At 42.0% G+C, this 12,063-nt stretch carries 11 protein-coding genes; 9 read left to right on the top strand and 2 right to left on the bottom strand.

The annotated features are described in order from the left end of the window. Positions 1–47: 47 nt before the first annotated feature. The 4 genes from ilvC (at position 48) to RDV49_RS00110 (ending at position 3,725) form a co-directional block, all read left to right on the top strand. The gene (gene ilvC, locus RDV49_RS00125; RefSeq protein WP_003010246.1) at positions 48–1,070 is read left to right on the top strand and encodes a ketol-acid reductoisomerase; all 1,023 of its coding nucleotides are present in this window, start codon (positions 48–50) and stop codon (positions 1,068–1,070) included. A 76-nt stretch (positions 1,071–1,146) separates the two neighbouring features. Further along, positions 1,147–2,397 (top strand): threonine ammonia-lyase IlvA, encoded by a 1,251-nt coding sequence (ilvA, locus tag RDV49_RS00120; RefSeq protein ID WP_003010249.1) that lies wholly within the window; start codon positions 1,147–1,149, stop codon positions 2,395–2,397. Positions 2,398–2,507: 110 nt separating this feature from the next. Then, positions 2,508–3,401: an SPFH domain-containing protein gene (locus RDV49_RS00115; RefSeq protein ID WP_003010253.1), complete on the top strand. Its 894-nt coding sequence runs from the start codon at positions 2,508–2,510 to the stop codon at positions 3,399–3,401. Between the two features lie 108 nt (positions 3,402–3,509). Next, positions 3,510–3,725: a capsule biosynthesis transcriptional regulator gene (locus RDV49_RS00110; RefSeq protein WP_003004771.1), complete on the top strand. Its 216-nt coding sequence runs from the start codon at positions 3,510–3,512 to the stop codon at positions 3,723–3,725. Positions 3,726–3,844: 119 nt separating this feature from the next. Here the strand turns inward: RDV49_RS00110 and RDV49_RS00105 are convergent, their stop codons facing one another. After that, a complete protein-coding gene (locus RDV49_RS00105; protein WP_003010256.1) occupies positions 3,845–4,585 on the bottom strand; it encodes an amino acid ABC transporter ATP-binding protein in 741 nt (246 codons plus the stop codon). Continuing rightward, a complete protein-coding gene (locus RDV49_RS00100; RefSeq protein WP_310744356.1) occupies positions 4,585–6,147 on the bottom strand; it encodes an ABC transporter substrate-binding protein/permease in 1,563 nt (520 codons plus the stop codon). The genes RDV49_RS00105 and RDV49_RS00100 overlap by 1 nt, the downstream gene beginning before the upstream one ends. Positions 6,148–6,264: 117 nt before the next feature. Between RDV49_RS00100 and RDV49_RS00095 the strand changes: the two genes are divergently transcribed. The 5 genes from RDV49_RS00095 to sufC all read left to right on the top strand — a co-directional run bounded on the left by RDV49_RS00095 (position 6,265) and on the right by sufC (position 12,049). Beyond that, positions 6,265–8,172 (top strand): DUF2207 domain-containing protein, encoded by a 1,908-nt coding sequence (locus RDV49_RS00095; protein WP_037608297.1) that lies wholly within the window; start codon positions 6,265–6,267, stop codon positions 8,170–8,172. Positions 8,173–8,280: 108 nt separating this feature from the next. Continuing rightward, positions 8,281–9,117 carry an undecaprenyl-diphosphate phosphatase gene (locus RDV49_RS00090; RefSeq protein WP_003010265.1) on the top strand — a complete coding sequence of 279 codons (837 nt, stop codon included), beginning with the start codon at positions 8,281–8,283 and terminating at the stop codon, positions 9,115–9,117. Between the two features lie 135 nt (positions 9,118–9,252). Next, complete coding sequence (mecA, locus tag RDV49_RS00085; RefSeq protein ID WP_003004768.1) at positions 9,253–9,990, top strand: adaptor protein MecA; 738 nt, start codon at positions 9,253–9,255, stop codon at positions 9,988–9,990. After that, positions 9,987–11,144 carry a glycosyltransferase family 4 protein gene (locus RDV49_RS00080; protein ID WP_003010268.1) on the top strand — a complete coding sequence of 386 codons (1,158 nt, stop codon included), beginning with the start codon at positions 9,987–9,989 and terminating at the stop codon, positions 11,142–11,144. The genes mecA and RDV49_RS00080 overlap by 4 nt, the downstream gene beginning before the upstream one ends. A 134-nt stretch (positions 11,145–11,278) precedes the next feature. Then, positions 11,279–12,049, top strand: a complete 771-nt coding sequence (gene sufC / locus RDV49_RS00075) for a Fe-S cluster assembly ATPase SufC (RefSeq protein ID WP_003004238.1) — start codon at positions 11,279–11,281, stop codon at positions 12,047–12,049. The last annotated feature ends 14 nt before the right edge of the window (positions 12,050–12,063 follow it).

Below are 12,063 nucleotides of genomic sequence, written 5' to 3'. Positions count from 1 at the left end.
CTCCGCCTTAAAAAGGCAAATAATAAAATAGAAAAGAGATTTTACTTATGGCAGTTCAAATGGAATACGAAAAAGACGTTAAAGTTGCAGCATTAAACGGTAAGAAAATTGCTGTGATCGGTTATGGTTCACAAGGACATGCGCATGCACAAAACTTGCGTGACTCAGGTCATGATGTCATCATCGGTGTACGTCCAGGTAAATCATTCGATAAAGCAAAAGAAGATGGTTTTGATACCTATACAGTAGCAGAAGCGACTAAATTGGCAGACGTGATCATGATTTTGGCTCCGGATGAAATCCAACAAGAATTGTACGAAACAGAAATTGCGCCAAATCTTGAAGCGGGTAATGCTGTTGGTTTTGCACACGGATTCAATATCCACTTTGAATTCATCAAAGTTCCAGCGGATGTCGATGTCTTTATGTGTGCACCGAAAGGACCAGGTCACTTGGTTCGTCGTACTTATACTGAAGGATTTGGTGTACCAGCACTTTACGCAGTCTATCAAGATGCTACAGGTAATGCGAAAGATATCGCTATGGACTGGTGTAAAGGTGTTGGTGCGGCACGCGTTGGTCTTCTTGAAACAACCTACAAAGAAGAAACGGAAGAAGATTTGTTCGGAGAACAAGCTGTACTTTGTGGTGGTTTGACTGCCCTTATCGAAGCTGGTTTTGAAGTATTGACTGAAGCCGGTTATGCTCCAGAATTGGCATACTTTGAAGTTCTTCACGAAATGAAATTGATTGTGGACTTGATCTACGAAGGTGGCTTCAAGAAAATGCGTCAATCAATCTCTAACACTGCTGAATACGGTGACTATGTATCAGGCCCACGTGTAATCACTGAACAAGTGAAAGAAAATATGAAAGCTGTTCTTGCTGATATTCAAAATGGTAACTTCGCTAACGACTTTGTTAACGACTACAAAGCTGGACGTCCAAAATTAACTGCTTACCGTGAACAAGCTGCTAACCTTGAAATTGAAAAAGTTGGTGCTGAATTGCGTAAAGCGATGCCGTTCGTTGGTCAAAACGACGATGACGCCTTCAAAATCTACAACTAATTGTCTGTAGAAGACTAAGCAAGTTGGGACACCCTGGCTTGCTTTTTTGATCAATACACAGCAACAGAGGTATGAAATGATAACAGCAAAAGATGTGGCCAAGGCCCATAAAATATTAAGTGGAGTCGTTGTCAATACGCCCCTTGAATACGACCACTATTTATCTGAAAAATATGGGGCAAAGATTTATTTGAAAAAAGAAAACGCCCAACGTGTTCGTTCGTTTAAGATTCGTGGAGCGTATTTTGCAATTTCTCAACTCTCAAAAGAAGAGCGTGAGCGTGGGGTAGTGTGTGCTTCTGCTGGAAACCATGCACAAGGTGTTGCTTATACTTGTAATGAAATGAAGATTCCAGCGACCATCTTCATGCCGATTACAACACCGCAACAAAAGATCGGCCAAGTCCGATTCTTTGGTGGGGATTATGTAACAATTAAGTTGGTCGGGGATACCTTTGATGCATCAGCGAAGGCGGCCCAAGAATTTACTCTTGCAGAAAAACGGACCTTTATTGACCCGTTTGATGATCCACACGTACAGGCTGGCCAAGGGACAGTGGCCTATGAAATTCTTGAGGAAGCTCGAAAAGAATCGATTGCCTTTGATGCTGTCCTTGTCCCTGTCGGTGGAGGAGGACTCATTTCAGGTGTCTCTACCTATATCAAAGAAACAGATCCTCGGATTGAAGTCATTGGGGTAGAGGCTGAAGGAGCACGTTCCATGAAGGCTGCTTTTGAAGCAGGTGGTCCCGTCAAATTACCAGAAATCGATAAGTTTGCAGACGGGATTGCTGTGCAAAAGGTGGGACAATTGACTTATGAAGTGACCCGTCAACATGTGGAAACCCTGGTTGGGGTCGATGAAGGCTTGATTTCAGAGACCTTGATTGATCTTTATTCCAAACAAGGGATCGTAGCTGAACCAGCAGGAGCAGCCAGTGTGGCATCCCTTGAAATCTTGCGCGAATACATCAAGGGGAAAACCATTTGTTGTATTATCTCAGGTGGGAATAATGATATCAACCGTATGCCTGAGATGGAAGAACGTGCCTTGATCTACGATGGGGTCAAACACTACTTTATCGTCAATTTCCCACAACGTCCAGGGGCCCTTCGTGAATTTGTAAATGATATCCTAGGACCAAATGATGATATCACGCGTTTTGAATACATCAAGCGTGCTAGTAAGGGAACAGGCCCTGTCTTGATTGGGGTTACTTTGGCCAATAAGCATGACTATGCAGGTTTGATCAATCGTATTGAGCGTTTTGATCCGTCTTTCATTAACTTGAACGGAAATGAAACTCTCTATAATATGCTGGTCTGAGTATCATGCAGAAATAATCGACTATTTAAGCAATATATTTTTATGGAATATATTGCTTTTTTATGAAGACTTGTGATATGATATGCGTAAATTAAAAGGAGGAACTTTTTATGCCTGGATTTTTTATCTTTATTTTATTCTTGCTAATGGTTGCAGGATTCATTGTGATTAGCTCACTATATGTGGTCAAGCAACAATCCGTTGCCATCATCGAACGTTTCGGACGTTATCAAAAAATTAGCGATAGTGGCATTCATATGCGAGCGCCTTTTGGCATCGATAAAATTGCAGCACGAGTTCAATTGCGCGTCTTGCAGAGCGAGATCGTAGTTGAAACGAAAACTCAGGATAACGTATTCGTTACCATGAATGTGGCAACACAATACCGAGTGAACGAAAGCAACGTAAAGGATGCCTACTACAAACTCATGCGTCCAGAATCACAGATTAAATCATACATTGAAGATGCTCTTCGTTCTTCTGTACCTAAGTTGACCTTGGATGAATTGTTTGAGAAAAAAGATGAAATCGCTCTTGAAGTTCAAAAACAAGTAGCAGAAGAAATGTCAACTTATGGATATATTATTGTTAAAACCTTGATCACCAAAGTTGAGCCAGATGCTGAAGTGAAACAATCCATGAACGAGATCAATGCAGCGCAAAGAAAACGTGTGGCAGCTCAGGAATTGGCAGAAGCAGACAAGATCAAGATCGTTACTGCTGCCGAAGCTGAAGCAGAAAAAGACCGTTTGCACGGGGTTGGTATTGCCGAGCAACGGAAGGCCATTGTCGATGGATTGGCAGACTCTATTAAAGAGTTAAAAGGCGCGAATGTAGACTTGACCGAAGAACAAATCATGTCAATTCTCTTAACCAACCAGTACTTAGATACCTTAAATAATTTTGCAGATAAAGAAGGGAATAATACGATTTTCCTACCAGCAAACCCTGATGGCGTCGAAAACATTCGTACACAAATATTATCAGCCCTGAAAGCAAAGTAAACTTTTTATCATTTTTTAAAAAAGGTTCGTATTTTCAGCGATTTTAGTTGACAAAATGTGCAAAAAAATTTATATTAGTATTGGAAATAATAATATAGGAGAAAGATCATGGCTAAATCGAACTTTGAAAAAGTAGAATCAGTTGTTGGATGGGTACGTGATAAGAAAATTACAGGGTATCGTATCAGCAAAGAAACAAATGCCCGTGAAATGTCTATCATTGCCTTGGCTCAAGGACGTGCAAAAGTGAAGAATATCTCGTTTGAAACTGCACTTGGATTAATTGATTTTTATGACAAAAATCATCAAAAATTCGAAGATTAATTTGTTGTTCCAATTGAAAACCAGAGAGTGTGCTCTCTGGTTTTTTTCTATGCCTCAAAAGCAGAAGCGGTACAAAAAACAGCTTGCTTCCATACTGGTAAGCAAACTGTTTTAAGAGATTAATGTAAGAAGCGTTGAAGGAATTCCTTGGTCCGTTCTTCTTTTGGATTGCTAAAGATTTCTTTTGGATCTCCTTGCTCAGCGATGACACCCTTGTCCATGAAGATGACCCGGCTAGAGACATCGCGGGCAAATTCCATTTCGTGGGTGACGACAATCATGGTGAGTCCTTCTTTTGCCAGGTCCTGCATGATTTTCAAGACTTCCCCAACCATTTCTGGGTCTAGGGCAGAAGTTGGTTCATCGAAGAGAATGGCATCAGGATCCATAGAGAGGGCGCGTGCGATGGCGACCCGTTGCTTTTGACCACCTGAAAGTTGTTTCGGACGGGCAGCCCAATATTGAGATCCCATACCGACTTTTTCAAGGTTTTCTTTAGCAACTTTCTCTGCAGTCTCACGATCACGCTTGAGGACGGTTGTTTGTGCAACGATCGTATTTTCCAAGACGTTTAAATTTTCGAAGAGATTAAAGCTTTGGAAAACCATCCCCAATTTCTCGCGGTAGTGGGTAAGATCATACTCAGGATCAAGAACATTTTGTCCACGATAGAGAATCTCTCCAGCAGTAGGAGTCTCTAGAAGATTGATGGAGCGAAGGAAGGTTGATTTTCCGCTACCAGAGCTCCCGATGATGGAGATCACCTCTCCTTTTTCAACCGTAAGGGAAATATCTTTCAAGACTTCATTTTGACCATAAGATTTTTTTAAATGTTGAATTTCAAGAATTTTTTCTGCCATTATTTCACCTCATTGACTTGCATTTGATTGGCACCTGTAGTATAAGTATCAGAATCTAAGCGACGTTCGATGTAGCGAAGAATTCGTGTGATGGTAAAGGTGAGAACGAAGTAAATCACAGCGATGATCGTAAAGGTTGGGAAGTATTGATAGTTTTGAGTTGCGATCGTATTTCCTGTAAAGTACAGTTCAACTACAGAGATAACATTCAAAACAGATGTATCCTTGATGTTAATAACAAATTCATTCCCTGTTGCTGGCAAGATATTGCGAACAACCTGTGGAAGGACGACCTTGCGCATGGTTTGTCCATGGGTCATTCCTAGAGCAGTCGCTGCTTCAAACTGACCTGGATCCACTGCTAAGATCCCACCACGAACAATCTCACTCATATAAGCTCCGGTATTGATGGATACGATAAAGATGGCGGCCCAGGTACGATCCAAGGAAATGTTGAAGGCTTGGGCGGAACCGTAGAAAATGACCATGGATTGAACGATCATCGGAGTTCCACGGAAGATTTCAATGTAGACATTGAGGAACCAACCAAAGGCAGTTTGGCATCCAGCAAGGAATTTATTTTTAGCCTTCGGAGCTGTCCGGAAGACACCGATTAACAAACCGATAATCAACCCAGCGATAGTTCCAGTCATAGAGATTAAGAGGGTCATTCCAGTTCCCCGTAAGAACTGTGGGCCATTATCCTTTAAAATCTTCATCATTTGGCTAAAGAATGTCTGCTTATCATCACTAGCATCACTGGAAGCTGGTTGCTTCTTAATCATATCATCCATGAGTTTGACTTGGTCTTCAGACGAAATCTTAGCTAGTGCGGCATTGACTTGGTCAATTCTAGTGTCGCCCTTCTTCATCCCGATAGCGATGGTCGCATCTTCTTCCCCAACTTCAAATCCTTTTTTGAATTGAATCATCTTAAATTTAGAATTAGCGGACTCGGCGGTTAGGGCTTCGGGACGTTCAGAAACATAGGCATCGATAACACCTGATTCTAAAGCTTGCCGCATCTGGGCAAAATCACCCATTGCAGTTTCTTGTTTCGCACCCTTGAGTTGGGAAATGAGAGAATAGAGGTAGACCCCTTGTTGAGAGGTGACCTTTGCATCCTTAAAGTCATCTAAGGTAGTAGCATTTGCATAGTTTCCATCTTTACGAACGAGCATGACCGGTTCACTGGTATAGTAGCTCTTGGAGAAGGCGACCTCTTTTTTACGTTCAGCGGTTGGACTCATCCCAGCGATAATCATATCGATTTTACCAGAAGTGAGGGCTGGAATTAAACCGTTCCAAGATGTTTTTACGATCAGAGGTTTTTTACCTAACTCCTCAGCAACTTTTTTGGCGATTTGGACATCGTACCCATTGGCATATTGATTGGTACCGTCAATTTTAACAGCTCCATTTGCATCATCTTCTTGGGTCCAGTTGAAAGGAGCGTAGGCTGCTTCCATTCCGATTCGTAAATAGTCATCTGCATGAACAACCTGTGTGATCCCCAGGCAAATGAAAAGCCCTGTTAAGAGCGCGAATAATGTTTTTTTCATTTTTTCTCCTCTTCCTTATTTTAACTTCTCCTATTGTACAGTAAAATAGGCTGCATTTCAAACATGGTCCTCTTTTTATTTAAAAAATGCTATAATAATACAAAGGAGCGTGATCAAATGAAAAAGTATTTGTATGTTATTTTCGCCTTTCTGGCCTGCCTTTTTGTTAGTCAGAACGTCCATGCATCTAGCCCATCTTATGATGTACTTTACTATGGTGGAACCTTGACCTTGGACACCTGGGACGACGCCACCTATGAGGAAGAACTGGTTTATTATTTCAAAGATTCTTATAGAGGGCAGTATGTTAGCCTAGGAACGGCAGGGAACATGCCACAAGGCTTTGCGATTGAGATACCGCCAAAGGTTGAGGTGGAAGGTCGTGAGCTTCAAAGAGAACCTGAGATTACGAATCTAGGTGATGGCTACCGAGTGAAAATTTATAACAGTGGTGTAGCGACAGATACTGTCAAAATTAAAGTTACATGGAAATTAAAAAATCTCCTCTATTCACACAAGGATATCTTGGAGTTGAACTGGAAACCGATCACAGATGGTGATCAGAAGGTGGACGAGGTTCAATTTCGTGTTATTCCTAAGTTTGCACCAGCTAATGCCCAATCGGAACTGTATATCCATACAGCCTTTATGGGACCGGATGTGACTGTAAAGAAAGAAGATGGAATCTATTCTGCCACTTTCTATAACCTAGGCAAAGGAAAGGCTGTGGAGTTGTATGGTTACTGGTTGAAGTCAGATCTAACTACTTTGTATGATTCTGGTCGAAATACAGGATTAACCAAATTGGATGAATTTCACAAGAACCAAGCTAAAATTGAACAGGAAAAATACTGGACACGCATGTTTTGGAACTGGATCTTGCCAGCCTTCATTATTGCACTCTGGCTTCTTGCTCTCTTGGGCCGCAATCGGTTCAAAAAAATGATTTGGCCTGGTGTGACCTATCCGACCAATACTCGTCTTTATGAGATTCCACAGGATATTGCACCTCTTGTTATGAGCTCGGTTGTTTATTCAGCCGAATTAGACGAGGCTTCCCCAACCAATAAAGAGAAGGCGACTCCGCCAGTATTCACATTTGAAAAAATGCTTCAAGCTACTTTGCTGGATCTGATGGATCGTGGAGTGATTGTCTATGAGCAACAAGGAAATGAAGTCGTTTTGACCAGAAAGTCTCATGGACATGTGGATGATTTTGAACGCTCCTTTATGAATATGGCTTTTGGGGATCAAGTTTCCTGTCCTGTTAACCGTCTCTTTGAGAATTATGAATTCAGTGATGATGTATACAAACATGCCAAAAAAGCAGATCAAGATGCGATTCGTTCACTAGGAAGTAAGGCTCAGGCTCGTTTTGATACGGCTGTCAACCAAGTGGCCCGAGATGTTCATCGCAAGGTGGAAGATCTCCATTTGCCAAGCTACTATCGCCCTTTAGAAGCAAAAGAAGAAGCGCAAGCTAGACGAAGTCTCTTCTTTGGTTGGGCTGCTTGGTTTATCGCCCTTGGAGCAGAAATCTTTGCCATCTTTGGGATGGGTTGGTTCTCTGTTCCTTGTTTGATAGGGATCCTCACACTTTGGTTTATGCCAGTGCGCTTCAATGGTGTCTTTAAAGCCTGCCTACGAGATGGGGTTGTCAATCTTGCGGGTGCTGAGCAACGCTATTACTGGGATAGTTTTGGTCGGATGTTGAAAGAGATTGCCCACCTCAACGATGCAGAGTTGCAGTCTCTGGTCCTATGGAATCGCTTATTGGTCTATGCGGCCTTGTATGGTGTAGCTGATCAGGTCACAAAGGTCATGAAGCTTCGGAATATTCATTTAGAAAATCAAGCCTTAAACGCCTTCGTTTATACTCCGTTCTATCATGATGTGACCCACTCAAGTCATGCCATGTCTACTTATGGATCGACAGCATCGACAGCTAGTCATTTCACAGTTTCCTCTGGTAGTGGAGGAGGTTTCTCTGGCGGAGGAGGCGGAGGAGGCTTTGGTGCCTTCTAAGTAGCGCTGAGAATGGTCTTGGTCGCTCTTTCCCTTCTAGTTTAGAAGGCCTGGTCCAGTCCATAGAATTATGATATAATAGAGCAAATGTTAGTTTAGGAGAAAAAGATGTTTCTGATCGAATTAATCAAGGCGGTTCTTTTTGGGATTGTCGAGGGGATTACAGAATGGTTGCCGATCTCAAGTACAGGTCACTTGATTCTGTTACAGGATTTTGTGCAGTTTAAAAATCAAGATCCAGCCTTTATGGAGATGTTCAATGTCGTGATCCAATTGGGTGCGATCCTAGCGGTTGTGGTGATTTATTTCGATAAATTGTATCCCTTCAAACCTGGTAAATCTCCAATCGAAGTACGGCGGACCTGGCAATTATGGGCAAAAGTTGCGGTTGCAACGCTCCCGCTTGTCTTTGTTTTTAAATTAGATGATTGGTTTGAGGCGCATTTTCACAATTCGATTTCCGTTGCGATTATGTTGATCACCTACGGGATTGCCTTTATCTATCTGGAAAGACGGGAACAAGTTGAGCCAGCAGTAACGGAATTGCATAAGCTACCTTATCGAACAGCTCTTTATATCGGACTCTTCCAAGTTTTATCGCTATTTCCAGGAACAAGCCGTTCAGGTGCTACGATTGTAGGTGGCTTGATCAATGGTGTTAGCCGCCCAGTGGTGACAGAATTTACCTTTTATTTGGGGATCCCAGCCATGTTTGGCGCTAGCCTCTTAAAGGTTGGGAAATTCGCTCTTGGCGGACATTCACTAGCACTTGGGCAACTCTTTATTCTACTGGTAGCGATGGGAGTGGCCTTTGTGGTCAGCATGTACGCCATCCGCTTCTTGACAGATTATGTGAAAAATCATGATTTCACCGTCTTTGGGAAATACCGGATTGTTCTTGGTTCCATCTTGCTATTGTATGGACTCTTCCGTGTTATTTTCTAAGAGAACGGTTGAACTTGATCAAATTATTTTTCGAGGTTGGAGACTTTTGTCCCGACCTCTTTTCTATGCATCCTTTTTTTGAATTCTATCCAATTTTTTAGTATAATAGTAAGACTAGAAGTATGAGGTTATGCTATGAAGATGAAGCAAATTAGTGATTCAACTATTAAGATCACGATCCAACTAGAAGACTTAGAAGAACGTGGGATGGAAATTGCTGATTTCCTTGTCCCACAAGAAAAAACAGAAGAGTTTTTCTACGCCATTTTGGATGAACTCGAAATGCCAGAAAGCTTCCTGGATAGCGGGATGCTTAGTTTTCGTGTGACACCAAAACCAGATAAACTGGATGTTTTTGTTACCAAATCAAAAATTGACCAACAATTGGATTTTGAGGATTTGTCAGATCTTCCTGATATGGAAGAGTTGTCGCGCATGACGCCAGATGAATTTATCAAAACCTTGGAAAAAACGATTTCTGATAAGACAAAAGGGGATGCAGAAGCTATTCACCATTTGGAACAAGAAGAGTTACGGGACAATCAAGAACAAGATCCTACGTCTGAAGCACCAGTAAGTCAGTATATTTATTACATTTTGCGTTTTTCAAATATCCAGCAAGCAGTTGCCTTTTCAAAAACGGTCAGCTTTCCAGTGGATACCTCTGAATTATACAAAATGGGATCTGATTATTATTTAACTGTCTTGATCGATACAGAGGATCAACCAAATCAATATCCAACCTGGTTACTTGCCATCATTCGGGAGTATGCGGATGATTCAGAAGTGACACGGGCCGTTCTACAGGAACATGGTCACTTACTAATGGTGTCTGGTGCGATTGAGAATTTGAAGAAAGTTGCTAGCTTATGATGTCCTTTTCCTTGCAATTTGTTCTGGTGCTGATTGGGACTTTTATGATTGCCTTGGTATTGACGCCCTTGGTTCGCCTATTCTCCTTTAAGATTGATGCAGTAGATTATCCGAATGCACGCCGAATCAATACCAAGCCCATGCCAAGCGCGGGTGGCTTGTCTATTGTGATCGCTTTTTCGATTGCGACTCTCGTCTTTATTCCTATGCTGACATCCACCACCGCACCAATCAAAAGTTACCTATCTTATACCTTGCCGGTCGTGGGCGCAGGATGGATTATCGCTCTTACAGGCTTAATCGATGATGTAAAAGAGTTGTCAGCCAAGAAAAAGATGATCGGTATCCTGCTAGCAGCGAGTCTGGTCTGGTTTTTGACAGATTTTCGGCTGAATGATTTCAAGATTCCATTCGGTGGTCCCTTACTTCATTTTGAACCATGGCTTTCTTATCTTTTGACAGTGATTTGGATTGTTGCCATTACCAATGCGGTCAATCTGATTGATGGATTAGATGGCTTGGTGAGTGGGGTCTCTATTATTTCCTTGGTGACAATGGGGATTGTGTCCTATTTCTTTCTTCCAGTACCCAATCTCTTTCTGACCATGACGATCTTTGTCTTGGTTGCGTCCATCGCTGGCTTCTTTCCCTTTAACTACCATCCAGCCATTCTCTATTTGGGAGACACCGGTGCCTTGTTTATCGGATTCATGATTTCTGTCTTGTCCTTGCAAGGTTTGAAAAATGCAACGGCAGTTGCGGTAGTCACGCCCATGATTATCCTCGGAGTACCGATTACAGATACCTTTTTAGCCATTATCCGTCGGACCCTGTCTGGTCAAAAATTTTATAAACCGGATCGCAATCACTTGCACCACCGACTTCTGTCTCTGGGCTTGACACATCGGGGAACTGTACTTGTGATCTACGGAATTTCGATGATCTTCTCCTTGATTTCTCTCTTGCTCAATATCTCGAGTCGCATTGGGGGCGTCCTACTTGTGATCGGGCTCTTGTTTGGAGTAGAGTTGTTAGCAGAATTGATTGGGATTCTGGGGCCACATCATAGTCCTTTGTTAAATGTTCTGCGCTATATAGGGAATTCTTCCTATCGGGAGGAAGTTCGTCAAAAACGAAAAGAAAAAACTAAATAAGAATAGTTCTAATCAAAAGAAAAGCCATTTAGGCTTTTTTTTGATATACTTGAAAGGTAAAAAAATACTTTGTGATGAAGGAATCGATGCTTTGAGAACCTTCTAGACTTCAAAGTAAAAAGAAAGGGAATGCAATGTCGACATTAGAAATTAAAGACCTTCACGTTGAAATTGAAGGCAAAGAAATTTTAAAAGGTGTAAACCTGACCCTAAAAACTGGTGAGATCGCAGCCATCATGGGACCAAATGGAACAGGGAAATCTACTCTGTCAGCTGCCATTATGGGAAACCCAAATTATGAAGTAACCAAAGGGGAGATTCTCTTTGATGGTGTCAACATCTTGGAATTGGAAGTAGACGAACGTGCACGGATGGGCTTGTTCCTTGCCATGCAATACCCTTCAGAAATCCCAGGAATTACGAATGCAGAATTTTTACGTGCAGCCATGAATGCTGGTAAAGAAGAGGACGAGAAGATCTCTATTCGTGATTTCATCAAAAAATTGGATGAAAAGATGGAATTGCTCAACATGAAAGAAGAAATGGCAGAACGCTATTTGAACGAAGGCTTCTCTGGTGGTGAGAAAAAACGCAATGAAATCCTTCAATTGTTGATGTTGGAACCAACATTTGCCCTTTTGGACGAAATTGACTCTGGTTTGGATATCGATGCTCTTAAGGTCGTATCTAAAGGGGTTAATGCAATGCGAGGTGAAGGTTTTGGAGCTATGATCATCACCCACTACCAACGTTTGTTGAACTATATTACTCCTGACGTCGTTCATGTGATGATGGAAGGCCGTGTCGTGCTTTCAGGTGGACCGGAATTGGCTGCACGCTTGGAACGTGAAGGCTATGCTCAACTCGCAGAAGAACTCGGTTACGACTATAAAGAAGAACTATAACCTGATGACAAGTG

Origin of the sequence: Streptococcus parasanguinis (genome assembly GCF_031582885.1) — a bacterium.
Taxonomy (GTDB): Bacteria; Bacillota; Bacilli; order Lactobacillales; family Streptococcaceae; genus Streptococcus; species Streptococcus parasanguinis_M.
The sequence above is the reverse complement of the archived record's forward strand: the minus strand, read 5'-3'. Positions and strand labels throughout refer to the sequence as shown.

Bases quoted from the DNA above. Each gene is read 5' to 3' on its own strand.
- ilvC (WP_003010246.1), top strand. From the start codon at position 48: ATGGCAGTTCAAATGGAATACGAAAAAGACGTTAAAGTTGCAGCATTA.
- ilvA (WP_003010249.1), top strand. From the start codon at position 1,147: ATGATAACAGCAAAAGATGTGGCCAAGGCCCATAAAATATTAAGTGGA.
- RDV49_RS00115 (WP_003010253.1), top strand. From the start codon at position 2,508: ATGCCTGGATTTTTTATCTTTATTTTATTCTTGCTAATGGTTGCAGGA.
- RDV49_RS00110 (WP_003004771.1), top strand. From the start codon at position 3,510: ATGGCTAAATCGAACTTTGAAAAAGTAGAATCAGTTGTTGGATGGGTA.
- RDV49_RS00105 (WP_003010256.1), bottom strand. From the start codon at position 4,585: ATGGCAGAAAAAATTCTTGAAATTCAACATTTAAAAAAATCTTATGGT.
- RDV49_RS00100 (WP_310744356.1), bottom strand. From the start codon at position 6,147: ATGAAAAAAACATTATTCGCGCTCTTAACAGGGCTTTTCATTTGCCTG.
- RDV49_RS00095 (WP_037608297.1), top strand. From the start codon at position 6,265: ATGAAAAAGTATTTGTATGTTATTTTCGCCTTTCTGGCCTGCCTTTTT.
- RDV49_RS00090 (WP_003010265.1), top strand. From the start codon at position 8,281: ATGTTTCTGATCGAATTAATCAAGGCGGTTCTTTTTGGGATTGTCGAG.
- mecA (WP_003004768.1), top strand. From the start codon at position 9,253: ATGAAGATGAAGCAAATTAGTGATTCAACTATTAAGATCACGATCCAA.
- RDV49_RS00080 (WP_003010268.1), top strand. From the start codon at position 9,987: ATGATGTCCTTTTCCTTGCAATTTGTTCTGGTGCTGATTGGGACTTTT.
- sufC (WP_003004238.1), top strand. From the start codon at position 11,279: ATGTCGACATTAGAAATTAAAGACCTTCACGTTGAAATTGAAGGCAAA.